General features: G+C 50.6%; 30 protein-coding genes. 15 read left to right on the top strand and 15 right to left on the bottom strand.

The window, feature by feature from the left end:
* The first annotated feature begins 30 nt into the window (after positions 1–30).
* Entirely contained in the window at positions 31–180 is a 150-nt protein-coding gene (locus N7U64_RS03505; RefSeq protein ID WP_012370495.1) for a hypothetical protein, read from the top strand.
* A gap of 48 nt (positions 181–228) precedes the next feature.
* On the opposite strand, the gene N7U64_RS03500 is transcribed toward N7U64_RS03505, so the two are convergent.
* The 4 genes from N7U64_RS03500 to N7U64_RS03485 form a co-directional block, all read right to left on the bottom strand.
* The gene (locus tag N7U64_RS03500) at positions 229–1,017 is read right to left on the bottom strand and encodes a protein phosphatase 2C domain-containing protein (RefSeq protein ID WP_318928522.1); all 789 of its coding nucleotides are present in this window, start codon (positions 1,015–1,017) and stop codon (positions 229–231) included.
* 66 nt (positions 1,018–1,083) lie between these two features.
* Positions 1,084–2,010, bottom strand: coding sequence for an alpha/beta hydrolase (locus N7U64_RS03495; RefSeq protein WP_318928521.1), 927 nt, complete (start codon positions 2,008–2,010; stop codon positions 1,084–1,086).
* 37 nt (positions 2,011–2,047) lie between these two features.
* Positions 2,048–3,502 (bottom strand): PH domain-containing protein, encoded by a 1,455-nt coding sequence (locus N7U64_RS03490; RefSeq protein WP_318928520.1) that lies wholly within the window; start codon positions 3,500–3,502, stop codon positions 2,048–2,050.
* The gene (locus N7U64_RS03485) at positions 3,499–4,002 is read right to left on the bottom strand and encodes a PH domain-containing protein (RefSeq protein WP_251135912.1); all 504 of its coding nucleotides are present in this window, start codon (positions 4,000–4,002) and stop codon (positions 3,499–3,501) included. Before N7U64_RS03485 ends, N7U64_RS03490 begins: the two co-directional genes overlap by 4 nt.
* A gap of 133 nt (positions 4,003–4,135) precedes the next feature.
* Between N7U64_RS03485 and N7U64_RS03480 the strand changes: the two genes are divergently transcribed.
* Positions 4,136–4,591, top strand: coding sequence for a hypothetical protein (locus tag N7U64_RS03480; protein ID WP_114595703.1), 456 nt, complete (start codon positions 4,136–4,138; stop codon positions 4,589–4,591).
* Positions 4,592–4,613: 22 nt separating this feature from the next.
* Here the strand turns inward: N7U64_RS03480 and N7U64_RS03475 are convergent, their stop codons facing one another.
* Entirely contained in the window at positions 4,614–5,048 is a 435-nt protein-coding gene (locus N7U64_RS03475; protein ID WP_214849180.1) for a MarR family winged helix-turn-helix transcriptional regulator, read from the bottom strand.
* 106 nt (positions 5,049–5,154) lie between these two features.
* Here N7U64_RS03475 and N7U64_RS03470 point away from each other — a divergent pair, with 106 nt between their 5' ends.
* On the top strand, positions 5,155–5,577 hold the full coding sequence (locus N7U64_RS03470; protein ID WP_318928519.1) for an organic hydroperoxide resistance protein: 423 nt from the start codon (positions 5,155–5,157) through the stop codon (positions 5,575–5,577).
* A 203-nt stretch (positions 5,578–5,780) separates the two neighbouring features.
* On the opposite strand, the gene N7U64_RS03465 is transcribed toward N7U64_RS03470, so the two are convergent.
* On the bottom strand, positions 5,781–6,920 hold the full coding sequence (locus tag N7U64_RS03465; protein ID WP_214849178.1) for a Six-bladed beta-propeller, TolB-like protein: 1,140 nt from the start codon (positions 6,918–6,920) through the stop codon (positions 5,781–5,783).
* A 136-nt stretch (positions 6,921–7,056) separates the two neighbouring features.
* Between N7U64_RS03465 and N7U64_RS03460 the strand changes: the two genes are divergently transcribed.
* The 3 genes from N7U64_RS03460 (at position 7,057) to N7U64_RS03450 (ending at position 9,635) form a co-directional block, all read left to right on the top strand.
* A complete protein-coding gene (locus tag N7U64_RS03460; RefSeq protein WP_290826526.1) occupies positions 7,057–8,136 on the top strand; it encodes a GTP pyrophosphokinase family protein in 1,080 nt (359 codons plus the stop codon).
* A gap of 63 nt (positions 8,137–8,199) precedes the next feature.
* A complete protein-coding gene (locus N7U64_RS03455) occupies positions 8,200–8,643 on the top strand; it encodes a MarR family winged helix-turn-helix transcriptional regulator (RefSeq protein WP_014970479.1) in 444 nt (147 codons plus the stop codon).
* Positions 8,644–8,711: 68 nt separating this feature from the next.
* Positions 8,712–9,635, top strand: coding sequence for a tetratricopeptide repeat protein (locus N7U64_RS03450; protein ID WP_318928518.1), 924 nt, complete (start codon positions 8,712–8,714; stop codon positions 9,633–9,635).
* Between the two features lie 79 nt (positions 9,636–9,714).
* On the opposite strand, the gene N7U64_RS03445 is transcribed toward N7U64_RS03450, so the two are convergent.
* From N7U64_RS03445 to N7U64_RS03425, 5 genes are read right to left on the bottom strand one after another with little or no spacing between them, the layout of a single operon-like run.
* Complete coding sequence (locus tag N7U64_RS03445; RefSeq protein WP_318928517.1) at positions 9,715–10,629, bottom strand: phosphotransferase family protein; 915 nt, start codon at positions 10,627–10,629, stop codon at positions 9,715–9,717.
* A 55-nt stretch (positions 10,630–10,684) separates the two neighbouring features.
* Positions 10,685–11,254: a guanylate kinase gene (locus tag N7U64_RS03440; protein WP_290826517.1), complete on the bottom strand. Its 570-nt coding sequence runs from the start codon at positions 11,252–11,254 to the stop codon at positions 10,685–10,687.
* The gene (locus N7U64_RS03435) at positions 11,244–11,720 is read right to left on the bottom strand and encodes a hypothetical protein (protein WP_290826515.1); all 477 of its coding nucleotides are present in this window, start codon (positions 11,718–11,720) and stop codon (positions 11,244–11,246) included. Before N7U64_RS03435 ends, N7U64_RS03440 begins: the two co-directional genes overlap by 11 nt.
* A 12-nt stretch (positions 11,721–11,732) precedes the next feature.
* Positions 11,733–12,464 carry a glycerophosphodiester phosphodiesterase gene (locus N7U64_RS03430; RefSeq protein ID WP_318928516.1) on the bottom strand — a complete coding sequence of 244 codons (732 nt, stop codon included), beginning with the start codon at positions 12,462–12,464 and terminating at the stop codon, positions 11,733–11,735.
* Entirely contained in the window at positions 12,461–13,939 is a 1,479-nt protein-coding gene (locus tag N7U64_RS03425) for a carboxypeptidase M32 (RefSeq protein WP_318928515.1), read from the bottom strand. The genes N7U64_RS03430 and N7U64_RS03425 overlap by 4 nt, the downstream gene beginning before the upstream one ends.
* A gap of 144 nt (positions 13,940–14,083) precedes the next feature.
* On the opposite strand from N7U64_RS03425, the gene N7U64_RS03420 reads away from it, so the two are divergent.
* The 4 genes from N7U64_RS03420 to tnpB all read left to right on the top strand — a co-directional run bounded on the left by N7U64_RS03420 (position 14,084) and on the right by tnpB (position 16,972).
* On the top strand, positions 14,084–14,704 hold the full coding sequence (locus N7U64_RS03420; RefSeq protein WP_318928514.1) for a serine/threonine protein kinase: 621 nt from the start codon (positions 14,084–14,086) through the stop codon (positions 14,702–14,704).
* A gap of 85 nt (positions 14,705–14,789) precedes the next feature.
* On the top strand, positions 14,790–15,107 hold the full coding sequence (locus N7U64_RS03415; RefSeq protein ID WP_318928513.1) for a hypothetical protein: 318 nt from the start codon (positions 14,790–14,792) through the stop codon (positions 15,105–15,107).
* A 369-nt stretch (positions 15,108–15,476) separates the two neighbouring features.
* Positions 15,477–15,875: an IS200/IS605 family transposase gene (gene tnpA, locus N7U64_RS03410; protein WP_012370514.1), complete on the top strand. Its 399-nt coding sequence runs from the start codon at positions 15,477–15,479 to the stop codon at positions 15,873–15,875.
* A gap of 5 nt (positions 15,876–15,880) precedes the next feature.
* Positions 15,881–16,972: an IS200/IS605 family element RNA-guided endonuclease TnpB gene (gene tnpB / locus N7U64_RS03405; RefSeq protein WP_318928512.1), complete on the top strand. Its 1,092-nt coding sequence runs from the start codon at positions 15,881–15,883 to the stop codon at positions 16,970–16,972.
* Positions 16,973–17,089: 117 nt separating this feature from the next.
* Here the strand turns inward: tnpB and N7U64_RS03400 are convergent, their stop codons facing one another.
* Positions 17,090–17,458 (bottom strand): PH domain-containing protein, encoded by a 369-nt coding sequence (locus N7U64_RS03400; protein ID WP_318928511.1) that lies wholly within the window; start codon positions 17,456–17,458, stop codon positions 17,090–17,092.
* A gap of 92 nt (positions 17,459–17,550) precedes the next feature.
* Positions 17,551–18,252: a hypothetical protein gene (locus tag N7U64_RS03395; RefSeq protein ID WP_318928510.1), complete on the bottom strand. Its 702-nt coding sequence runs from the start codon at positions 18,250–18,252 to the stop codon at positions 17,551–17,553.
* 220 nt (positions 18,253–18,472) lie between these two features.
* On the opposite strand from N7U64_RS03395, the gene N7U64_RS03390 reads away from it, so the two are divergent.
* The 3 genes from N7U64_RS03390 to N7U64_RS03380 are packed head-to-tail and all read left to right on the top strand — an operon-like array spanning position 18,473 to position 20,312.
* Entirely contained in the window at positions 18,473–18,826 is a 354-nt protein-coding gene (locus N7U64_RS03390; RefSeq protein ID WP_318928509.1) for a YciI family protein, read from the top strand.
* 14 nt (positions 18,827–18,840) lie between these two features.
* Entirely contained in the window at positions 18,841–19,605 is a 765-nt protein-coding gene (locus tag N7U64_RS03385) for a creatininase family protein (protein WP_318928508.1), read from the top strand.
* Positions 19,606–19,607: 2 nt separating this feature from the next.
* Positions 19,608–20,312: an SAM-dependent methyltransferase gene (locus tag N7U64_RS03380; protein WP_290826499.1), complete on the top strand. Its 705-nt coding sequence runs from the start codon at positions 19,608–19,610 to the stop codon at positions 20,310–20,312.
* Between the two features lie 63 nt (positions 20,313–20,375).
* Here N7U64_RS03380 and N7U64_RS03375 read toward each other — a convergent pair whose 3' ends face one another.
* Positions 20,376–21,038, bottom strand: a complete 663-nt coding sequence (locus N7U64_RS03375; RefSeq protein ID WP_318928507.1) for an HAD family hydrolase — start codon at positions 21,036–21,038, stop codon at positions 20,376–20,378.
* A gap of 256 nt (positions 21,039–21,294) precedes the next feature.
* The gene (locus tag N7U64_RS03370; protein ID WP_318928506.1) at positions 21,295–21,843 is read right to left on the bottom strand and encodes a DUF402 domain-containing protein; all 549 of its coding nucleotides are present in this window, start codon (positions 21,841–21,843) and stop codon (positions 21,295–21,297) included.
* A gap of 142 nt (positions 21,844–21,985) precedes the next feature.
* On the opposite strand from N7U64_RS03370, the gene N7U64_RS03365 reads away from it, so the two are divergent.
* Together N7U64_RS03365 and N7U64_RS03360 are read left to right on the top strand one after the other, a co-directional pair.
* Positions 21,986–22,735 (top strand): SDR family oxidoreductase, encoded by a 750-nt coding sequence (locus N7U64_RS03365; protein WP_318928505.1) that lies wholly within the window; start codon positions 21,986–21,988, stop codon positions 22,733–22,735.
* A gap of 40 nt (positions 22,736–22,775) precedes the next feature.
* Positions 22,776–23,246, top strand: a complete 471-nt coding sequence (locus N7U64_RS03360; protein ID WP_318928504.1) for an NUDIX hydrolase — start codon at positions 22,776–22,778, stop codon at positions 23,244–23,246.
* Positions 23,247–23,288: the final 42 nt, after the last annotated feature.

The raw sequence follows: 23,288 nt of genomic DNA, 5'->3' as shown, positions 1-23,288 counted from the left end.
TGACACAATTTCAGAAAAGGAGGGACCCAGATGTACCAAACCTTAACGAACACGGCGCTGATCGCTTTACTAACGAGCGTCGGGATTGCCCTGCCGTTGGCGCATACCGAAAAAGAGGCACAGGAACCGATCCCGTTACAAACGAACCAGACGGATGCCGAATCGGCAACAACCGAATAAAAGCATGACCCCTTTCCCAGATCAACGGAAAAGACGGGTCATGCTTTTTTATTTTGCATTTCCGGGCATCGTGACGCTTTCCTCGACCTCGACCGTCCAGGCCAAGATGGTCGTGCTGTCCCGGACACCAAGCTGCTCGATTTTTGTCAGTAACGTCTTAACGCCGGCTGTTGAAGTGTTCAGAATCGTTTCGATCTGTTTTCCGTCCTGAAACGGGGCTCCCGGACATTCAATCAATCCGTCCGTCGTCAACAACAGCTGATTGGTTCCCTGACGTAATTCACGAATCCCCCGGCTGTAGCACGGAACCGGTAAATCAAATGTATTGACCCGTCCGATCCATTCAAAAAATTGCCGCTCGTTTAATTTGTATTGTAGATGTTTACTTAACTCCGGATGGAACAGATAAGCGACGACATCGCCGACCGATAACCACCAGACATATTTTCCTTTCCGGACAAGAAACAGACAGGCGGTCTCGCCCTGTACGTCTTGACAGGCAGTCCGGAAGGCTTCGTTTTGCAACAAGGATACGACCTGCCGTTCCAGCTCGGAGAATAGTGTTTCCGGAGGTTCGTTCAGAATCCGTTCGATCTCCGGACGATGCGCAGTAAAATAGCCGGTCAATAAGACCGCACTTTCCGCCGTATCATGCGCGTCGAGGAGCATCGTCCATTCCCAGTCCTCCCCGATCCAGACGACACAACCGTCCTCATTTTTAGTCTGTCCGGAACGGCTGCATCCTCCGAATCGTCCGACCGTGATCGGTCCGACCGATTCAATGGAGATGACATCGACGAACGGTGTTTCATTGCCTACCCAAACCAAATCCGTCATTTCTGTTGTGACCCCTTTCAATCTGTCTGTTCACCTCGCGTTCCTCCACCCTCATGACACGACCGGTTAAGGGGTCGTGACAAAAGGTTGAACGAACAAACGCAGACGTTTTTCGTAATTCCCGGCATTTTCGGAATAGGTCATGCCGTGACCCGCTCCGCGGACCGGATACAATTGTTTGATCCCGGGTTTTGCCTGATACAGCTCATAGACCATCCGTGCTGGAACAATCTTGTCCTCCGTTCCCTGGATGAACAACGTCGGCACCATGATCCGGCTCGTCTGCCGCGTGACGGAAACATCCCCGTAAAAGAAGTCCTGTTCGACTTTATTCAAGATACTTGCCACAGCAAGCGACGGACCGGCCGGATACAACAGATTTGCTTTGGCAAGGGACTGGAGCCAATCATCCAGACGGGCATATGCGCCTTCGGCAATGACGACCTTGACTTGTTTGGGAACGGTCGGCTCTCCTGCTGCGAGCAGTGCCGTCGCCCCTCCGACACCCAGTCCGTGATAGATGATGTGACGGGTTCCGGTCTCCTCAATCAATTGATTGGTCCACTCGATCAAATCCAGCCGGTCAAGCCAACCATAGTTCAATGGTCCTTTACTGCCTCCCTGACCGCGGCGGTCCGGAACAAATACGTTGTATCCGAGCTGTTCCTGATAAAAGCGGATGAGTGGTTCCGTCTCGGAGGAACCGAGGCGCACATCATCAGCAAGGAGCACCACCGTCTTGTCGGACGCGGGAGAACCGGTCAGGTAACGACCGACGCGCGCTTCTCCGGTCGTCTTTAATTGGATGGTTTTCACATCCTGCCGCTTCATCCATGCCTGATCCGTTGTGTCCGGATTGGTTTGCTTCGCAGGCAAGAGACGAGAGCGGTCGGACGCTTTTGTTAAAGTGTGCTGTAACCGGTAGCCGTCATATCCGATCAGACTTCCGATTCCGAATAGGATCAGCAAGAGTATCAAAATCCATTTGCGCACCACGTTCACTCCTTTTGTCATCTGTTTCTTTCAGAAGCTATTCGTCATCCGACAGCCGTGTCCCTGCCGGTGGAGCCGGTGGCTTGAGAAAAGTCTGTTGATACCAACGCAGTACGTCTTCAAACTCTGCCTGTGTAAAGTAACCGGTATGAAAGACACTTGAACCGCGTAATGTAAGCTGAAACTTCAGGATATCTTTGTGTTCGAGAAAACGGGACACGTGGCTCGAGAAGGCTTCAATCTTGAGGCGTGGCGCATAAATCGTTTCCCGGTTGACGAGTTCCTTGCGGAGGACAAACAAATCATCCTGATGCCCGTAACGGGTGTTTTGATAGCCCGACCGTGCGACCGCGTAATAAACAGGCAACAGCAGAAGAAACGGTAATCCGAAATATCGGAATGGTTCCGGTAACGTATAGAGCATCGCCCCGTTCAACAGAAGTAACCCCAGACTGTAGCCGAGCAGCGGCCAACGGACGATGTAAAAAAATCCCCGGTCGACGGCTCGTTTCTGCGGATTTTGCAATTGAAACCGCGGTAAAAACCGACTCAAAAAATCGTCGATCTCACTCGTGCGGATAAACGGGTGCAAGAGCAGCTTCTCTTCTTCACCGCTTGCCGAGATAATGTGTAATGAGAGATGCGCCCGTTTCAAGCGCCGTTTGATCCAGCTTTCCTCGATGACCAGTGCCTGCACCTTATCTTGATGAAAGACGATTTCCGTCCGGTTCAAGAGGCCGTAGCCAATCGTCATCCGCTGTTTATCACGTGTCGCCCGGAAGGAACCGTACCGGAGGACGAAAACCAAAATCGAGCCAAGGTAAATCAAGAGTAAAAGCATTCCGCCGAGAATCAGCAAAATCATAAGTGATAAATGCAACAATTCGTCAAACGCCCGGCTGATGTAAGGCTCGATGAACCGGTTGGCGAACTGATAGACGGCTCCGAATCCGACGAGTGCCAGACCGAGCCGGCCGGATAATGCCCCTGCCGTCACTAAATCCTTTAAGCCGACCGTATAGGTGACGGCTGTCTCCGCATTTTCGGCGGGTGCCAAGACCGCTGTTCCGATCGTCGATTTCAATTGTTTGGCAAACTCGAGCCGGACCCCTTTTAATTCGACTTCCGGTTTGCCGCTGTCGGATGAAGTTTCGACCGTCAGTGTCGCCAAACCGAGAATCCGCTCGAGCAGGTTTTGATTGATCCCGATCGACTCGATCCGCTGACGTTGCGTCGTCCGCTCACTTTTACGGAAAATCCCTTTATTGACCCGAATCGTTTGTTCATCAATCGTAAACGTATAAAAGTACCAGGAAATGATGCCGAACACGAGTAACAGGAAACTGATGACCACGACACCAATCATCGTATACATGCCGAATCCGTCATTTTTCAAATCATTAAACAGGATGACGGCAATTGGAATGACGAGTGACCGGAGCTGTGTCAATGTCGTCATTAAGATGAACAGGGGATGCACCCTCCGTGTCATAACGACTCCTCCTCCTGTTCCTCGAGTTTGGCGAATCGTTCAATCCGCTTTCGTAAGATGCCGGCTTGTGTCACCTCAAGTCCGGGTAACTCAATTTGTCCGGACGCCGTATGCACGCTCATGTTCATCAGGTTCAAACGACGGAGCAACGGACCGGACGATGTATCGATGATTTGTACTTTGACGAGCGGCGTCACGACATGCCGTAAGATAAAAATCCCGAATTCAACGACTAAAAATTCATCATCCACCCGGTATTTAAAATACCGTTGTCGGATCTTCGGGACGTAGACGAACTGAAGTAAAAAGAATCCTGTCCACAGACCGGCCAGAATCCACATCCACCAGGGAGACAGATCAAGCCACTTGATCTGAACCACGGTTGCCGTTCCGATGAGCAACAGATAAATGGTATACTTAATACCGACGTATTGACGTTCGGCGGTCACCGAGGCACGTGGCAGACGTTGCCAGTCCCCGGTCGGTTGATTTGGTTGCATCCAATCCCCTGCCTTTCCTTTTTTCATACGGGAAGAGACTTGCTCAAGTTTCACTGTCATCAAACAGACGTTGACATTTCACTGCGAATCATCGCATATATAAGAGAGTAGAAATGTATTTCAAGGAGGAACCATGCTAACATTTGAAGAAAAATTAAACATCATCGAGACTTTCCCGCAACTTGTCCGGAAAGAAGTTTCGCTTAACCGTGTCAATTTCCACTTCCCGGAGAGTCAGTTCGAGAAAAAAATCGTCGTCTATCATCTTCACCCGAACGGCAACGGTTTTGTTTACGCTGCAGGATTACCGGGATATGAGACGGACCGGAAAGGTTTCGTCAACATCCGTGAATTCTCCGAGCCCGCTTTAATCCTTTTGTTACAAGATGCGATCAAAGCACTCGAGACGGTCGAAACAGTCGAAACGCTGGAAGAAACATGGGTCAACGACAACCAGTTCGAATTGACGTTATTAAACGAAGACCTCGACACGTGGTTGGTGTATGCGGGCGATTTGCTTGACGGAGCGTTCAATTCGTATAAAGAAGCAGCGAACTACCTTGAAGAAGAAGGATTCCGCCGCAAATAAACATTTAAAATGAACGGGGCTGTCAATCAGTCCCGTTCATTTTTATGGTCAGACGGTTTAATGTCTGTTTGACCAGTTCCAAATCTTCGTCCGATACACCCAGTAATTCTTTTAAAGCGAGCGGAATTTGTTCGGCTTCCTTTCGAAGAGCCTGCCCGTCTGTCGTCAACGTGATTTGAATATGCCGTTCGTCTGCCGGATTTTTGACTCGTTCGACTAAGCCGGAAGCTTCTAATTTTTTTAATAAGGGTGTCAATGTTCCCGAATCGAGGTGCAATCGTTCTCCGACCGCTTTTAATGATTGTTGATCCTGCTCCCACAGGACAAGCATGACCAAATATTGCGGATAGGTTAACCCCAGCGGTTCAAGCAAGGGACGGTACCGTTTCGTAATTTCCCTAGAAATCGCATAAAACGGAAAACAAAGTTGTTCCTCCAGTAATAAAGGATTCGGCATATAAGTTCCTCCTTCAAGCATAATAGTTGCGTTCTTATATAGATTGTATACAATCTAATTGTAAGCTACTTAAATTAATCAGCCAACCCGAAAGGAAGTTATCATTATGAAACCAATGTTCACATCATCTGCTACAGCTGTCGGAGGCCGTGACGGTCGCGTCGTATCGGAAGACGGTATCTTAGACGTTGCACTCGCCATGCCTGTACCGGGATCTAAAAAACAAGCAACCAACCCGGAACAATTATTTGCTGCTGGATACTCGGCTTGTTTTGATTCCGCGTTAAACCTTGTCGCTCGGAAACAAGGCATCAAGCATGACGGCAGTGAAGTAACGGCACATGTCACACTTAATGAAGCTAAAGACGGATTCACACTTTCAGTGGAACTTGATGTTCTTGTCCGTGGTGTTTCAGAAGAACAAGCTGCGGAGCTTGGTAAACTCGCCCACAGTGTTTGCCCTTACTCACGTGCGACAGCTGGAAATATTCAGGTCGACATCTTCACACGGACGACTGACTCAGAATAAGCATACCACTCCTCTTCTTGCTTGGCGTATTTCGCTGACAGAGAGGAGTTTTTTATTGTTTTTGACGGAATTAAGTTTATACTTTTCATTTTTTATTTTGTTTTTATGTAACTATTACGGTATATGAAATAAATATATCTTCTGTTTAAAAATCACACTGTCTTCTTCACAGTGTGATTCCCTGGATTGTTCGGCTGTTTCGTTCATTTTAATTGATTGACGGAAAGGATGACGAGTTCTCCGGAAACAATCATATAATAAGCATCCTCGAACCGGTGACGCACCGCCTGCTCACCATCATACACCGTGACCATCGGTTCAGCATCCGTCCCGATCGATTCATGCAGGTAAAACCGGTCGCGCAACACCCGCTCAAACGGGTCACGGTCCAGGTAGCGGGCACCCGTCCGCAGATTCATCACTTCATGGTGCTGATCCGACCGGTCATTGACGATGAAAATCGTCGACTCGACATCGTCATAGGTGAAGTCAAGCGGTTCAAAATCACTCCAGCGAATCCGTTCCCGCTCCGTAACGGCCGATTGTTCCTTGATTTCATAAAACACTTCTTCATTCAGGCGTTCCGTATAAGCACTAAACACGAGATGGCCGTCCTGTTCACCCAGGTACTGGACGGTATCGCCTTCCCCATCCAGCCGCAACAACGTCCGGAAGGAGAGGTGTTCCACGCCTTGCTCGATTTCCGTGACGATCGTCGACAACGGAGCAATCAACAGACTTTCCGAGTGGTCGATTGGATCTTCCGGTGAGATGACTCCGCTTTCCAGCGCATCATAAAAGGAGAACTCATCAAGCCGGGCATTGCAGACGATATAATCGGCATCCGCTAACGTGACGAGGAAAAAATATAGTTCACGGTAGTTTTCCGTGATGCCATACAAGCGTTCATCTTTAATCGGATGCTGACGCGTCGTCTCGACGTCATACAAAAAGGCGGTCGTCCCCTCATCGACATGCAACAAGACCATATACCGCTCATTCAGGACCCAGTAGAGCGTCAAATCGCCTCCAAGACGCCACGACGCGAGATGCTCGCTTTTTCCTGAATGCAGGTCAATCGAAATCAATTGCGTCTCACCGCCCTCTTCCCGGTCTTTTTCATTCAGGCAATACACTTTTCCCTTTTTGACGAACGGCCGGGTTGGTCCGTGGTCCTGCAACACTTCCGGCGTCAGATCGACCTGTTCTTGATCTTCTAAATCAAACCGGCTGATATGAAATTGACTGTCGTTGAGTCGGCGGCGGAAATAAACCGATGATGGTGTGACATGTAAGATATCAGAATGATCAGCTGGCAACGCCCGCGCGTCCAAAATTTCCATTCTAGCACCCCTCCCAGATGTTCTACTCTGTCTTTCCCACGAAGCGTCCTCCTTGAAACAGGGTCCTTCCGTGCGTCCGGTGAAAACGAGTGCTACAATAATGTCAGAAGAAGACATGACAAGGAAGGTGAATTCCGTGCAATCACAGGACTTAAATACGATGATGCTTGAATATGTCAATGACAAGGAAGACTATGACGCCTTTGCCGATAAATTAAAAGTCTTATTATCGGAATTGCTCGATGCAGCCGGCATCAAATACCATTCGATCGTCGCCCGGACGAAAGAGTCCGACAGCCTGTACCAAAAAGTATTACGGCAACCGAATAAATACCAATCGCTCCGGGATGTGCACGATTTGACGGGAATCCGGATAGTGACGTACTTTCACGATGATGTCCGGGAAGCGGCCCGGATCATCGAAAATGAATTTTCAATCGACCGGGATCAATCCGTCGACAAATCCACGTTGCTCGATACGACCGAGTTCGGTTATCTGTCGGTCCATTTCGTCGCCGCCTTAAATGAACAGCGGCTCGCGCTAAGTGAATACGGCCGTTTTAAGGATCATACAGCCGAAATTCAGATCCGGTCGATTCTCCAGCATGCCTGGGCGGAAATTGAGCACGATTTAGGGTACAAAAATCCGAACAGTGTGCCGGCCGAAGTCCGCCGCAGTTTCAGCCGGGTTGCCGGACTCCTTGAAATCGCCGATCAGGAATTCGTCAACATCAAAAAACAATTGAAGCAATTCGAAGACGAAACGGTCCAGCAAATCTTATCGGATCCGCAAAAGGTCCGGATCACTTCCGATAACTTAAACTATTTCATCGACCATTCCGCTGTCATCAACGATCTCGACAAACAACTGGTCACGTCCCAGATGATGCTCGATTCTGATCAGCAGTTGATCAATGAACTGATCCGGATGTTCCATTATGTCGATATCCGGAATTATGGAGAATTGATTGAAGCCGTCGCCGTCCACAGCCCGCTCGCCTTGAAGTGTGCCCAGGTCATGCCGAACCCGTTCCTTCCCCGTCAAGGAATCGGGATCGCCTACATCTGTATGGCCGTGACGATTGCCGGGAATGATCCGCACCGGATTGACTACTTCTTCCGCCGGTTCTATCCGGAGCTCCGGAACGTCGACGACATCATCAAACAGGTCCAACCGTTAACTAAACAGATGATTCAAGAGAAAAATATTGATTAAACTAAAATTTTTCACTATACTAAATCACGGAAGAAGAAACTACGGTATGGAAAGAGTGAAACTATGGCAACTACATTAGAAGTAGCAAATCGCGATCAGTTGATCGTGGATACAGAAAAAGGGTTACGCATGAACTACCGCGCCATCAAAAAAGATGTCCGGAGCATGTTCACGACTTACTTGACGCGAAACGAATTCTTTATCCTGAAGTCGCTTTGCACAAGCAGTCCCCAAATCGCATCGGCTTTATCCAACGAATTTCAGTTTTCAGCGAGTATGATCACGGCACTGGCCGATGAATTGACGAAAAAAGGGCTGATTTCACGTGAACGCAGTGAACTCGACCGTCGTGTCGTCGAACTCCGGGCAACGGAAGACGGGATTGAATTATACGGGAAACTTGAAGCGATGAAGATGGAATACCTGTCGGACGTCTTCGCTGACTTCTCGGATGCCGAACTCGATACGTTCCGGACATTATTAACGAAACTCGAACAACAAAATTAACATCCATCCCTTCAGCCTGACCGGTTGAAGGGTTTTTGTATGATACCAAACGCGAGGAGTGCCTTGACATGACAGATGCCATCACGATTCAGACGGCGCGCTTACAAATTCGACCGGTGCCGTTTCAAAACGAACCGGTCCGGTCGGCAACAGACACGTTCACGTTTGGTCTGTTTCGTTCGGACGATGAAACGAGGGTCGGGACGATCCGAATCTCGCCGATCCGTCAAGCGGACGTCCGCTCGGCGAAAATCGACTGCGAGATCGATCTGCTGTTTAGACGACAAGGATATGCCACTGAAGTACTTCCTGCGATGCTGACGCTCAGTTTCGCGACATTCGATTATCGACGGGTCGAGGCGACGATGAACCCGAACAATGAACCGGCGCTCGTTGTCGCCTCCAGAGCCGGACTGCCGTTTGACTACAGCGTTTTATACGGACCGTCGAGTCAGCACCTGACCTTCGTTTACCGTCCGTCAGGTGAACCCTCCCCGGCAGTCGAGTTTGACCTGACAGCCGTCTCGCGTCTTCGTCAGGCGAAACAGTATCAGGCTGCAAAAGCTTTCGTCGCCTCTTACCTGAAGCAGTTGCCAGACGATCCGATGATTCATTATCAGATGGCGTGGTGTCATGATAATCTCGGAGAGGAAGCCGCCGCCGTCCCGCATTATGTCGCTGCCATCAAGCTAGGGCTGGCTGCTCCCGATTTACAGGAGGCGTACGTCGGGCTCGGCAGTACGTACCGCGCCCTCGGACGGTACGATGATGCCTACCGGACGCTGACGGAAGGACTCGTCCATTTTCCGCAGCATGCCGTTTTGCAGACATTTTTAGCACTGACGTTACATAATCTCGACCGATCGGCCGAAGCAATCGAACGGTTGATCGGAACGCTTGTCGATACGACGGGAAATCCGGAAATCCATGCTTATGCCCGCGCCCTGCGCTTTTATGCCTCCCGTGTCGACGAGACCTGGGACGGAAACTGAACCAAAAAAGCCGTGCCCTGACCGAATCAATCGGTGAAGGCACGGCTTTTCCGGTCGAACGAAAAGTCTACTCAGACGATCACGTCCGGTCAAACGTTGCATACCAAATCGGGACGGCACACTCAAACCGCCGGTGATCGGACAACACACGTTCGAGCCGCCGGCGCATTTGGTCCGTTTCCTCCGGTGCATGCCGGCTTGTCCAGACGATCGATGAAATACAAGCCATCGCCAGATAGACGCTGTAGACACGCCAAAATAGCTCCGGAACATCCCCTGCAAAATAACCGTCGACTTGACCGACGGCAAACGGAATACTGTCGTCTACCTGAAACAGTCCCATTTTGACGAAGTCATGCCACGGGTCACCGACATCGTGATTCGAGAAATCAATCAGTCCGACGAGGTGTTCCCCGTCCGTAATCAGATTTCCGAGGTGAACATCATCGTGTTGCAGCCGGTTCGGCCGTCCCGCGATCAAATGGATGTTTCGTTCAATGAAGGACAGGATGATTGAATCGTCGGTCAACGGTCTTTCTGCTTGGTACAGCGCAACATACCGCTTGTGTTTTTCGAGGCAGCGGATCGCCCACTCGGTCGCCCGGGGCACCTCATGCTGATGGATCCGTTGTAACAAGCGGCCCGTCTCCTGACCGAGTCGGTACGCCTTGTCCCGGCTGAGCGGTAAACATGCCTGGATCGTCTTCCCTTCGAGAAAACGATAGCGGCTGTAACAGACAGCCGCTGCCGGAATCTGCTTTAAATCAAGTGGTTTCGGGACCGGCAACCCGTCGTGTCGTAACTGCTGCAAAAGCTCAAACTCCCGCTTTTTCCGCGCCAATGATGCCAGCGGAGCGGTATGAATAATGGACACTCCGCTGGCGTCGTGCGCCGTGTATTTCGGTGAATCGGTATAGCGCGTCGCAAGACGGTCCCAGCCGGTCAAGGACCGGAGCTCCGGTTCCGCCTGCAAAAGCCGTAGCCAGACATCCATCCACGTTCCCCCTCTCCTTAACGATACTAAAAACAGCAGGGATGGTTCCCTGCTGTTACGATTCGGACGGTTGTCCGGGAATATAGGCGGAAATGATACTCAACAGATCCGCATAGGCCTGTTCAAAGTCGATGTTTTCAATCATATAATCGTAATGATCGCGCTCTTTCCACGCATCTTCGTAGTCGACGAGCCGTGCCTCGAACTCCGGCGTATCCCCCCGCATCAGCAACCGTTCCTTCATCAAATCCGGCGGAACGGATACGAAAATCGTGATGACGTGATCGGCAAACAACGTTTTGAACGCTGTCGCCCCTTTCGGATCAATATCCTTGATGACAATTCCACCGGTCGCAAGAATTTCTTCATACGCCTGGCGCGGTGTCCCGTACCAGGCCCGGTGGACGTGGGCATATTCGATGAATCCGTTTTCCTGGATCAGTTGCTGGAACGTTTTGACATCAACGAAATGATAACTTTCCCCGTCGTGTTCCGTCGGACGTTTCGGACGTGTCGTCACGGACGGAATAAAGCGGACCCGTTCATATTCCTGGCGTAATCGTTTAATCAAGGAAGATTTCCCGCTGCCCGATCCACCAATCAACAGAATGATTTTACCTGACATCGTTCTCCTCCTTTTGTTGTTGCACTGCCATGAAGTAGCTTGAAAAGCGAAGTGCAAATTGTTCAAGCTCACTGTCTTCGACCACACCGTAAATCGGGCGGATGACAACAAGATACCGGTCATACGTTAAAATCCGGGATACCTCATTTCGAGTCATCTGAACATTTTTTTCGGGATAACTCGCGACGTAATACCAATCAACGGCAATACGTGTCGGTGTCGGACTGGAGTAAATCCAGGTCTGGTTCGATCGGTTATGCTCGATCGTGCTCGATCGGCTGAACCTTTGTACCATCTTCAATTCGGTTTTTGCGTCGCGGAGTCCTGCCTGAAAATCATTTGGTCGTGTCACCGATTCCTCCACCTGTTTCGGTTTTGGTTCCGGCAGACTGGCGAAACCAATCTGCAGACCGATGACGAGTGCGACCAATGACGCTAAAATGATGAACAGATGCTCCTTCCGCATGACGCTACCTCCTTATGGGATGGATAGACTTTTCTGGAATGCTTGTGGATCGTTGACGATGACGGCATCGATTCCGAGCTCGATCATCCGTCCTACATCCGCAGCTGATTTCGGTGTGTAGACCCGGACTTCAATCCCGGCTTGATGGGCAAGGATGACATCTTCTCGCGTCACCCGGCGGTAATCCGGATGGATCGCCTTGGCTCCGAGCAGAATCGCTTGTTGCTCCGGATGATACAACGGGTACGGATACAGAATCGCGGTTTCGATCGACGGATCAAGATCACGGACGGTCGCGACCGAATAGTGATTAAACGAGCTGAGAATCAGCCGTTCACCGGCAATGCCGTGTGCCCGGCACCGTTCAAGGGTGTACGCTTCGATGCCGGGATACCGGATCGTATCTGTCTTCAGCTCGATATTGAGTAAAAGATCGGTCGGCGTAAGTAATTCGAGGACTTCGTCAAGCGTCGGAATCGTCGTCTGGATCGGTCCGCCGTTCCCTTTGAACCGCGCTCCCGCATTCAGCCGCTTCAATTCAGCCAGCGTCAAATCAACGACCCGCCCCGTTCCGTCCGTCGTCCGGTTCACCGTCTCGTCATGAATGATGACGCCGACACCGTCGCGCGAAAAATGAACATCAAATTCAATGCCGTCGACATACGGAATCGCCGCTTCAATCGCTTCGAGCGTATTTTCCGGAAACCGATCACTCGCTCCGCGATGAGCGAACCACTTCATCATAATGCTTCGACGACCCGCGTATATTTCGCCGTCAGGTAGTCGATCAACGGTTGAACGGAAATCGATTGTCCGGTCGCCGCTTGAATCAATTCCGCCGGGGTCTTCGCTTTTCCGTGCTGATGGATGTTGACGTTCAGCCATTCCTTGATTGGTGCCAATGTCCCGTCGGCAATCAGTTGATCGACATCCGCAACGTCACGGCGCAACGCTTCGTTCAGCTGAGCACTGTAGACGAGTCCGAGCGCATAACTTGGGAAATAACCGAACGATCCGCCGGACCAGTGGACATCCTGCAGAACACCTTTTGCGTTCGTCGGAACATCGACCCCAAGATATTCCTTGTAAAGACGGTTCCATTCCGCCGGCAGGTCTTTGACTTCGAGTTTGCCCGTAATCAAGCGTTTTTCCAGCTCGTAACGGATGATGATATGCAGGGCATACGTCAGTTCGTCCGCTTCAATTCGGATCAGCGACGGTTTGACTTCGTTGACAGCCGCATAAAACGTCTCAAACGGTACATCCGTCAATGAAGGAATCGCCCGTTGCAGACCGGCATAACGGGCGGACAGGAACCCTTGGTTGCGGCCGATGAAGTTTTCAAAGAACAGCGATTGTGATTCGTGAATCCCCATCGAAGCCCCTTCACCGAGTCCGAGTGTATCAAGATTCGGATCAATGCCTTGTTCATACGTCGCATGTCCCGCTTCATGCATCGTTCCGAAAACGGAATTACGGTAGTCGGATTCGTCATATTTCGTCGTCACCCGGGCATCCTTCCGGTTAATCGTCGTCTGGAACGGATGGACGGTCTCATCGAGTCGTCCGGCCGTAAAGTCATAGCCGATATCCTGCAGCCATTCATGATTCAATCGGATCTGAGTCTCGCGGTCGGCCGACCAATCAAGCGTCGGGAACGTTTTCCCGTCAAGCTGTTGCAGGAGCGTGATGATCGCCTGGCGCAGTTCAGCGAATAACGGATCGAGTTCCGCAACGGTCATGCCCGGTTCATAGTCATGCAGCAATGCATCGTACGGATGAGTGTCGTACCCCCAGTATTCGACGAACTTCCGTTCCATGGCGACGATTTTTTCAAGGTAAGGTGCAAACAAGTCCCAATCATCCGCATCTTTCGCCTTTTCCCAAACACTTTCCGCTTCTGAAATCAAGGTGATGAACGTCTGGTATTCCGCTTCCGGAATCTTCGAGTCGCGGTCATATGCTTGTTTCGCTTTCGCGTATGAGACCGCTTCGACGCCTGTCAACGTCTCTTGGCCCATCGCTTCGAGTAACGTCTGATACGCTGTCCCCGTCCGGCGGCGGAAACTTTCCGTCGACAGGAATCCGATTGATTTCGAACGGTTGTCGGCCGATTGTTCCGGCATGTATGTCCGCATGTCCCAGTAAAGTAACGCGACAGCTTCATCGTATGCACGAAGCGCTTCAAAATGGTCACGCCATTGTTGTAAAGTAGTCATCAAAATGCCCCCTTGAGCTAAGTAGTTGCCTTACGATTTCAGCATATCACAAAATGTTCAAAACTTTCACACAGGAGCCGTTTTATGAAACCATCCGCAGGAAACCGTCGTATAATATAAAAGAAGAGAAAGGAAGTGGCATGTGTGAAGACAGATTCCGAACTGGCTTGTGCCATCCGGCTGACGGAGACTCCGGAAGGATATACAGTAACGTCCCATCCGGACGAACTGGAGTGGATTGGAACAGGCCGCAGCGCCTTTGTATTTCGCATCACCGGAACCGACCGGGTCATCAAAAAGTTTTTCCCGTCGCACCGGCATCTTGCATCCGTTGAAGGATCGATTTACGAACAATTGAACCCTTTTCCGACATTCGCCAAACAGTATGCCTATGGTCCGGATTACCTCATCATTGAATACATCGAAGGACAAACATTGTTCGAATGTTTGATCAGCGGTACGGTCATTACGGACGACGTCATCGAGACCGTTGACCGGGCGCTTACGGAAGCCCGCTCGGTCGGATTGAATCCGTCCGATATCCACCTGCGCAACATTCTGTTAACGCCGACCGGGACGCGGATCATCGATGTTGCCCGGTTCCGGCAGACAGATCCGTGTACGCAGTGGGATGACTTAAAACGGGCGTACCAGTACTTTTATGCAAAATCGTATTTCCCTAAACGGTTCTCGGAAACGTTTTTGAACGCGGTCGCCGACGTGTATAAAGGACGATTGTTCGAGTCGATGCGGAAAACCGGCTGATTTAAAATAACCGTCAATCCCTGGGATTGGCGGTTATTATTGTGCATATAAGGTAATATTCTAAGCGAAATGGAGCGATGTTTCCATGAAACGATTCACTAAAATCGGACTGTGGTCCGGTCTGCTGATTCTTCTCCTGCTGATCGTCTTACCGCCGTTGTCGCCGGTCGTCTTTTCGAATGAGACCGAGAGCGGTGCCATCCGGCATTATCTGTATGAAGCGGGTCATCCGTACCAAAGTTACACCGCCATCCTCGACAAACGAATGGCCGATCCGGAATACGGCCGGATGTATGATGTCATGTGGTACGACTATGACAGTGAAACCGGGATGACCCCGACGATCTGTTACAGCAAAAAAACAGCACAACAGTATAGCGTCAGTTGCGGAACGGGTCCTTGAAGGATCCGTTTTTTTGAACATGTTTCTTTTTTTACCTGTTATGACAGCTGACGGTTTGGAAGGAGTAGAATTGTTCGTTCCTGTATGAAATCATTTTATACATAGATTACGAGAATTGAAATAAAATTAACGGACTCGTTTTGCTCGACAGAGGCTTGCAAGTAACGTCAAGACAACCAGCACCGCCGTTTTTGGAATTCCTCGTTTCATCGTCCAGTCCCCCTTTTTAACTAAATTTAGCGAGAATTCTCCCACCTCTAAGCGTACCGGGGCGAAGTCGAGCGTAGGTGGGAGATGAATCGCCCCTCTTGGCAAGACTGCAATCGTTTGATAAAATCAGTGTGACTAACCAAAAGGACTGATATATCAATGAAAATGGACACAAATAAACATTCAGTCTTCCTTCTGAATTATCACCTTGTCCTAGTAGTGAAATACAGACGCAAAGTGATCGATGACGCCATCTCGGAGTTCGCGAGACAGACGTTCGAACGAATCGGCGCGTCGTATCACATCACGCTGAACGAGTGGAATCATGACGGCGATCATATCCATGTGCTCTTCAAAGCACACCCGAACACGGAGATGTCAAAGTTTCTGAACGCTTACAAGAGCGCAAGCAGTCGACTGATCAAACGAGACTTTCCACATGTCAAGAAACAACTATGGAAAGAAATGTTTTGGTCTCGAAGTTACTGTCTAGTGACGACCGGAGGTGCGACAAGCGACGTCATCAGACACTATATCGAAAAACAAGGAAAGGAGTGATTGCTTTGCTGAAGGCGTACAAGTTTCGACTCTATCCGACGAAACCACAACAAGAATATTTCGTGAAGACGTTCGGTTGTGTCCGTTTCGTCTACAATAAGATGCTCGAAGAGCGGATCCAATTGTATGAAGATTCGAAGCTCAATCCTGACGCGAAGCAGAAGCTCCCAACCCCGGCGAAGTACAAGCCCGAATTCCCTTTCCTCAAAGAAGTCGACAGTCTTTCTCTTGCGAACGCTCAGATGGACTTAAACCAGGCGTATCAAAACTTTTTTCGAGATCAGTCTGTCGGGTTTCCGAAATTCAAATCGAAGCACAACGACCGAGCCTCTTACACAACAAACAATCTGAAGGGAAGCATCCGCATCGAAGATCGTAAGGTGAAACTTCCTAAAATCGGTTTTGTGAAGTTGAAACAACATCGTCCGTTTGATGGTGTGATCAAGTCCGCGACGGTCTCGATGACGAAGACGCGGAAATTCTTCATCTCCATCCTTGTCGATCAAGCCGAAGCGCAATGGGTTCCGGCCCAAAATAAAGTAGGAATCGACCTTGGTTTGGAGCACTTCGCCATCATGACAAATGATGAGCGTGTTTCTGAGAAAGTTGACAATCCTCGTTTTCTTCGAAAGTCCGAAGAGAAGATAAAGAAGGCGCAACGCGCCTTGTCCCGCAAGAAGATCGGGAGTAAGAACCGAGAGAAGGCGAGGATCATCCTCGCCAAGAAGCATGAAAAGATTGCACATCAACGTCAAGATTTTCTTCATAAGCTGTCGAAACGGATGGTTGACGATAACCAAGTCATCGTCGTCGAGACACTTAAATCGAAGAACATGATGAAGAACCATAAGATCGCCAAATCGATTGGAGATGTCAGTTGGTATGGGTTCGTCCGACAGTTAGAATACAAATGCGCATTCTACGGACGAACACTTATCAAGGCGGATCAATGGTACGCCTCGACCCAAATCTGTTCTTCTTGTGGAGTAAAAGGCGAGAAGAAAACAATCGATGTACGCGAGTGGATGTGTACTTGCGGTGCGCATCATGATCGAGATATCAATGCAAGTATCAACTTGTTGCTGTTAGCAGACTGAAAACCCTTCAGGGTGGGAACCACCCGATGAGCTTGGCAAATAATCGTAGCTCTTAAAAGTACGGTCTTCCCAAGAAGCTCCCCCTTCAATTTGCGAAGCAAATAAGTGGTGAGTAGTTCACAGAATCGCGTTCGCAATCAGCAAGTCAATTTTACGGACATCGACCTTTTTGTTGAGATTGATTTTGATCGTTCCGGCCCGCGTAAACAGTTGGACTTCCGAATTGATGTCAAACATGCCGCCGGCGTTTTCCGTTGAATACATATTGATGGATTTGTAGGGAATCGAATAGACTTCGACCTTCTTGCCCGTCAATCCTTGTGCGTCGCGAACGATCAGCCGGTGTGTCGTAAAAATCGCGACGTCGCGGATCGTCTTATAGGCGGACAACGCGTCTTCCCCGTGAATCAACAATCCTGTTACGTCTTGCGGGATGTCACACTCGGAAACAAAGGTCCATGCGAGTTGGCTCAGTGGATTACTCATCGAACATCGCCTGCTTTCTGTTTTTTGATTGGGTTACCTGTCTAGGATATCCGATTTCTCTACCTTTACCAAGTCATGTACAATGTCCAGCTTCACTCGCGAAAATGCAACCGAAAAAAAATCATGCCGGCAAGCAACAACGCCTGTGTCTCAAGATCCGGAACATCAAACGTCAGCAGGTACCGTTTCCGGTGACTTGTCGCAATCGTTTTCTTGTCACGTCTCACTTCAATCCGTCGGGATAACCGGGGCGACCGGATCTGATACGTCTCGCCACGGTACGTCATCCTTAATACTTCAGTGAATTCGACGGCATGCCGGACCGTATTTTCAGTTCGAATGTCACCGACGGTTTCGCCGCTCTCTTCGATTGTCCACTCCGTCTGATTGCTCCACAACCGTTGCCCCGCTTTTTCCTCGAACCGGAGTTCACGTTGCGATAGATTAAAATCGAGATTCAGAAAAAAATTCTCGACTTTCGGAAAAGCGACAAACCAGCGGTGCCAGACTTGTTTAAACGTCCGGCGGTAGGAACCGACGACCGTCTCCGCCCGGTAGATCTGTTTGATTCCCGTCGATTGCCGGTCACTGAGTCGCGACGTGTAGCCGGCTCCGTTTCCGGCAAACGCTGTATCTTGTTTTTGCTGCCGCCGCTCAATCGAAAAGAGCAACAGGGCAGCCGGGAGAAATGCGAATACACTCCCCCACTCCGTCCAGCGAAATATGTCAAAATACAGTCCCCGCGCCGTCAGGGCAACCACACCGACCGCAAACATGCCGATAAAATAGACCATTTCCGAGCTCCTTTCCTGAGAAAACTTGATCTTCTGTCTTCTGACTTTATACTAATCGAAGTAGATCTGACGCGGTAACTTTTTTTCCTTTCTTCTTCCATAAAAAGAATTTTAACATCCATTTTTTAGTTAAAAAACAGGGATTACAACCGATTTGTCGAATAACATACAGTAGACGTTTTTCATCCCCACCGGTCACATTTTGCAAGGAGGTTGATCCATGTTATTCCTATTGCTCGTTAAAGCGTCAAGCCGCTCTGAAGCCGGTCTTTTTCCCAATCCATCCCTCCAAGAAGCGATGGCCGCCTTTAACCGGGACCTGGTCGAAGCGGGTGTCCGGATTATGGCGAAAGGACTGCATCCGACGCGAGAAGCTCTCCGGATTTCGTTTCGCCGTCCCGACGAGGAGCCGGACGTCACATCCGGACCGTCTGAACCTCCGGCGGATCAATTGGCAGGATTCATCTTGATTGACGTGGCGTCAAAAGAGGAAGCAGTGGCCTGGGCCAGACGTATGCCGGATCCGCAAGGTCACGGCGAAGGACAAATCGAATTACGCCAAGTATTTGAATAAAGGAGAATCAATTAATGCTCAGCTACAAAAACAGTACGAAGGTTATTCAAGACAGTCAGACTGTCACCGCGATTCTCTCGGTCGGGGCAACGGAACAGTTCGGACCGTATCTGCCGATGCATCTTGATACATTGATTGCCGAGCACCAGGCCGCTGTCTTCGGTGAACGGTTAAACGCCTATGTCTTACCGACGCTGCCGTTTAACACCTCCGAAGAACATGCCGATCGAATCGGGACCGTCACCGTCAGTCCGACGGCGATCGCGCTGATGCTCGAAGAAATCATCGTCAATCTGCACCGCCAAGGATTTACTCGATTCGTTCTCTGCAACGGACACGGCGGTGCCTACTGGGAGTCGGCGTTCGTCAAACAGATTAACTTTAAATATCCGGAGCTCGTCGTCATCACGACGCACCGCTACCGGGCCTTCGAGGAAGCTTTGAGTGCTGCGGGACTCGCCGGATTAAACGAACGGCACGGCGGTCTGTTGTCCGTCGCGACCGCGATGTGGCTTTGCCCGGAGCTCGTTGACCTGCAACCGATGGGCGGCGACGTTCCGCTGCCCTATTATCCGGTCGCCGATTATGTCTTTTGGGACCAGCTGACGACGGATGGTTGTTGGGGAAGCTTTGAACCCGGTGTCTATTCGCCGGACGAACTCGCAACGATCGGTGAGACGTTTTGGACGACCTTTACGGAAAAACGGGCGGAACACTTAAAAGAAACACTCATGACGGCGGTCCGCCTGCGGAACCTGCCAGGAAGAAACGAGGACTGATGATGAACGAAACGATTCGGACACACGACGACCTGTTGCAGATGCTTGACGCTTTACTCCGGGAACCGACCGCTTTTTGGGACGGCTTTTATGCCGACCGAACGAAACGGATCCCCTTTTTCGTCGACAAACCGGACGAGAACCTGGTCCGCTACGTCGAACAACTGGAGATCCCGGTGAACCGGGTGCTCGAACTGGGAAGCGGTCCCGGCCGCAATGCCTTGTATCTTGCGGAACACGGCAGTCAGGTCGACGCGGTCGATCTCGCGAAAACCTCGGTCGACTGGGCCAATGACCGGGCACGGGAGCGGCAACTCGACGTTTCATTCCGTCAAGCAAACCTGTTTGACCTTTCGTTTGAACAGGGCGCCTACGACTTTGTTTATGACTCCGGCTGCTTTCATCATATCGCTCCGCACCGCCGAAATGACTATATCCGCGTCGTCTCGGATGCCCTCCGGCCAGGCGGCTGTTTTGCCCTGACCTGCTTCGTCGAAGGCGGACAGTACGGCGGCTCCGACATAACGGACTGGGAGGTTTACCGCCAGCGGAGTCTAAACGGCGGTCTCGGCTTTACGGAAGAGAAACTGCGGTCGATTTTCGACACGTTTGAGGTACTCGACATCCGCTTGATGCAGGAGGCTGCTCCGACCGATTCCGTCTTCGGACTGTCCGGCCTGTGGACGGCCCTGTTCCGAAAAAATTAATCGGACACACCAAAACCGGCCGTCCCTTCACGTGTTGAGGGACACCGGTTTTGGTGTGTTCGGTCACCGTGTTACGGCGTTAACATCCAGTTGAAGCAGTTCCTGTAAGTCGTCAATGACGGCATCGGCCTGCGCCAGTTCGGCTTCGTTTGAGAAATAGAACCGACAACCGATGGCCGGTAACCCGTTGACTTTGGCCGCCTGAAAATCGGAAATCCGGTCCCCGACGACAACCGTTTCTTTTAACCGGTGATGCGCCAAGATATGCGCCACCAGATCACTTTTTTGCGACGAGGCCACGTCTTCGATGCTGTAGACACCGTCGAGCCAACGCTCCAGCGCATACTGCCGCACGATAGCCGCTAGATATCCTTTCCAGCCGTTACTCGCGATATAAACAGCATGTCCGCTTGCCTGTAATGCAGCCAGTACTTCTTCCGCCCCCGGATACAGGGCACCATGCCCCTGTTCAATATGGCGGATCAATGCGTCTTGAAAGATTTGATCAGCTTGCGCCCGGTCCGCCTCTGTATGTGCCGGCAACAACGTCCGCCAGACTTCCGGCAACGGTACGCCCATGATCGCCCGATATTCGGCGAGCGGCGTCTCTGTTGTCCACCGGCCCTGTTCACGCAGGAAAGCAAACACATCCTCCAGCGCATGACCAAGAATCCGGTCTGTTTGAAATAACGTGCCGTCCATATCAAAAATGTAAGCCTGTTTCACAATCATTTCCTCCTTGATGATAATGCCTCATTTCGTCACCGTTTGATAACTTCTTTTTTGGTATCCTTTATTCGTTTTTTTGAATTACGGGTAAAGACCAGTAACAGCAGTTGCTATTTTTTCGGCGGGAAAAAGGAGATGAATCCCCATGGTCCTCATCGTGGTTGCCTTAGCTGTCATCAGTATCGTCGTATTTGTCGTCTACAATAACCGCAACAAGATGGTTTAACCGTCTCGCAAAGTCCCGTTGATTTTTTCAACGGGACTTGTTCATCTGCCTGAACAGGTCCGCATGGGCACAGGCAAGTGGACTGGGAACAAACCCCGCTGTCCGGATTTGTTGTTGCAACCGGTTGATTTCCTGCCACGACCGGTCGTAATCCTCCCGTGTAATCTCGCCGGCCGTCAAAGCCGTTTCCAGCTCCTCCGCATCCAGCACAAAATATTCTCCGGACGGCAATAATACGAGATCGAGCATTAAATCGTCCCAAAAGATACCGGTTGCATCACGTCCGTGTCGCAGGCAAATATCAATGTACGTCTGCACGAGTTGCCCTTGATCATTAAACATCGTCGTGATGACGTGCTGCTTGCCCGCAGGAAACTGTTGAATCCAGACGTAACCGTCACCGGCAATTTGGAGCGCTTGTTCCGTATACTGGACAAACAACGGATCCGTCACCCGGATCATCTCAAGACGTGTCACATGACCAGTGAAGTCGTCGGTCTCGAGGTAAAGCTCCTGGTAATTCCGTTCGCTGATCCGGTTCCACGCCGTGCGGGCCCCGTATTTCCGCTTGATCATCTGAAAACACCTCTTTTTTCATCATATCATCCAGCAAGGCATAATTCTGTTGATTTTTGTAAAAAAATCCCTCTTTCTCTAGACTTCCTTCCTCCAGAAACGGTACGATGAAAGCGCATATCTTTAGATTGGAGGCACTCTTATGACTGATCGAAGACAGCTTGCCCTGATTACCGGTGCGAGCCATCCCCAGGATATCGGCACAGCCATTTGCCGGAAACTGGCTGCCCAAGGTTTAAACATCTGTTTTACATATTGGAAAGCGGACTCCGAATGGATCCATACGTTTCAAGCTGAGCTGTCGGCGGCCGGTATTTCAAGTGAAGCATTCGAAATTGATTTGTCCGCACCCGATGCCGCGGAACGTGTTCTGGCGCATGCGGTCGCGACGATCGGTGCACCGTCCGTTCTCATTAACAATGCCGCGCATTCGACACACACCGATTTCGCGACACTTGACGTGACGGCACTCGATGCCCATTACGCCGTCAATGTCCGGAGTACGCTTTTATTATCTACCTTGTTTGCCCGGGCTTTCGCGGAAGCCGGTTTGAAGGACGGCCGGATCGTCAATTTGACGTCCGGACAGGATCTTGGCGCGATGCCCGAAGAACTGGCCTATGCGGCAACAAAAGGAGCCGTCTCATCGTTCACGACTTCCTTTGCAGCAGCCGTCGCACCACTCGGCATCACGGTCAATGCACTTAATCCCGGACCAACCGACTCGACCTGGATGACAGAGGAGATTCGGACGCATTTAACACCACAGTTTCCATTTGGCCGGATCGGGACACCGGAAGACGCCGCGCGGACGATTGCGTTTCTCGTTAGTAAAGACGCGGCCTGGATCACCGGACAGGTCATCCATGCTGAGGGCGGTTTCAGTCGGTAAACAAACAGAGTTTCATCACATAAAGGAGTTGTTCAATCAGATGGGATATATCTCAGAATTACGCAAAAAAATCGGCAGCCGTCCGATCATCAGTGTCGGCGCGACAATTCTCGTCACCAATGACCAACAGGAAGTCTTGTTCCAACACCGGTCCGACACGCTCGACTGGGGACTGCCAGGCGGGTCAATGGAGCTCGGCGAGACACTGGAAGAAGTCGCTATTCGCGAGCTACACGAAGAAACCGGACTACAGACAAGCGAACTGGAACTGATCGGCGTCTTTTCCGGCCCCCGCTTTTACTACCAGTATCCGAACGGAGATGAAGTGCATGGCGTCATTCATCTCTATCATGCGAAAAACGTTACGGGGACACTCGTGATGCTGGACGGGGAAAGTCTCGATCTCGCCTATTTCAGTCAAGCGACGTTGCCGGAACACATTGAAAGCCGGGCCAACGAACTGATGCAACATCTTGGTGACTCCATCTTTAAACTTGGTAGTTCGTTTTAATTTTTTTACTCCAAACAAAAACGAGATCTACGCTCTGGTCCG

Source organism: Exiguobacterium sp. K1, assembly GCF_033721435.1.
Classification (GTDB): Bacteria; Bacillota; Bacilli; order Exiguobacteriales; family Exiguobacteriaceae; genus Exiguobacterium_A; species Exiguobacterium_A artemiae.
Note: the sequence above shows the minus strand (reverse complement) of the source record. Positions and strands in the feature narration are given on the sequence as shown.

Bases quoted from the DNA above. Each gene is read 5' to 3' on its own strand.
- N7U64_RS03505 (WP_012370495.1), top strand. From the start codon at position 31: ATGTACCAAACCTTAACGAACACGGCGCTGATCGCTTTACTAACGAGC.
- N7U64_RS03500 (WP_318928522.1), bottom strand. From the start codon at position 1,017: ATGACGGATTTGGTTTGGGTAGGCAATGAAACACCGTTCGTCGATGTC.
- N7U64_RS03490 (WP_318928520.1), bottom strand. From the start codon at position 3,502: ATGACACGGAGGGTGCATCCCCTGTTCATCTTAATGACGACATTGACA.
- N7U64_RS03485 (WP_251135912.1), bottom strand. From the start codon at position 4,002: ATGCAACCAAATCAACCGACCGGGGACTGGCAACGTCTGCCACGTGCC.
- N7U64_RS03480 (WP_114595703.1), top strand. From the start codon at position 4,136: ATGCTAACATTTGAAGAAAAATTAAACATCATCGAGACTTTCCCGCAA.
- N7U64_RS03475 (WP_214849180.1), bottom strand. From the start codon at position 5,048: ATGCCGAATCCTTTATTACTGGAGGAACAACTTTGTTTTCCGTTTTAT.
- N7U64_RS03470 (WP_318928519.1), top strand. From the start codon at position 5,155: ATGAAACCAATGTTCACATCATCTGCTACAGCTGTCGGAGGCCGTGAC.
- N7U64_RS03465 (WP_214849178.1), bottom strand. From the start codon at position 6,920: ATGGAAATTTTGGACGCGCGGGCGTTGCCAGCTGATCATTCTGATATC.
- N7U64_RS03455 (WP_014970479.1), top strand. From the start codon at position 8,200: ATGGCAACTACATTAGAAGTAGCAAATCGCGATCAGTTGATCGTGGAT.
- N7U64_RS03450 (WP_318928518.1), top strand. From the start codon at position 8,712: ATGACAGATGCCATCACGATTCAGACGGCGCGCTTACAAATTCGACCG.
- N7U64_RS03445 (WP_318928517.1), bottom strand. From the start codon at position 10,629: ATGGATGTCTGGCTACGGCTTTTGCAGGCGGAACCGGAGCTCCGGTCC.
- N7U64_RS03440 (WP_290826517.1), bottom strand. From the start codon at position 11,254: ATGTCAGGTAAAATCATTCTGTTGATTGGTGGATCGGGCAGCGGGAAA.
- N7U64_RS03435 (WP_290826515.1), bottom strand. From the start codon at position 11,720: ATGCGGAAGGAGCATCTGTTCATCATTTTAGCGTCATTGGTCGCACTC.
- N7U64_RS03430 (WP_318928516.1), bottom strand. From the start codon at position 12,464: ATGATGAAGTGGTTCGCTCATCGCGGAGCGAGTGATCGGTTTCCGGAA.
- N7U64_RS03425 (WP_318928515.1), bottom strand. From the start codon at position 13,939: ATGACTACTTTACAACAATGGCGTGACCATTTTGAAGCGCTTCGTGCA.
- N7U64_RS03415 (WP_318928513.1), top strand. From the start codon at position 14,790: ATGAAACGATTCACTAAAATCGGACTGTGGTCCGGTCTGCTGATTCTT.
- tnpA (WP_012370514.1), top strand. From the start codon at position 15,477: ATGAAAATGGACACAAATAAACATTCAGTCTTCCTTCTGAATTATCAC.
- N7U64_RS03400 (WP_318928511.1), bottom strand. From the start codon at position 17,458: ATGAGTAATCCACTGAGCCAACTCGCATGGACCTTTGTTTCCGAGTGT.
- N7U64_RS03395 (WP_318928510.1), bottom strand. From the start codon at position 18,252: ATGGTCTATTTTATCGGCATGTTTGCGGTCGGTGTGGTTGCCCTGACG.
- N7U64_RS03390 (WP_318928509.1), top strand. From the start codon at position 18,473: ATGTTATTCCTATTGCTCGTTAAAGCGTCAAGCCGCTCTGAAGCCGGT.
- N7U64_RS03385 (WP_318928508.1), top strand. From the start codon at position 18,841: ATGCTCAGCTACAAAAACAGTACGAAGGTTATTCAAGACAGTCAGACT.
- N7U64_RS03380 (WP_290826499.1), top strand. From the start codon at position 19,608: ATGAACGAAACGATTCGGACACACGACGACCTGTTGCAGATGCTTGAC.
- N7U64_RS03370 (WP_318928506.1), bottom strand. From the start codon at position 21,843: ATGATCAAGCGGAAATACGGGGCCCGCACGGCGTGGAACCGGATCAGC.
- N7U64_RS03365 (WP_318928505.1), top strand. From the start codon at position 21,986: ATGACTGATCGAAGACAGCTTGCCCTGATTACCGGTGCGAGCCATCCC.
- N7U64_RS03360 (WP_318928504.1), top strand. From the start codon at position 22,776: ATGGGATATATCTCAGAATTACGCAAAAAAATCGGCAGCCGTCCGATC.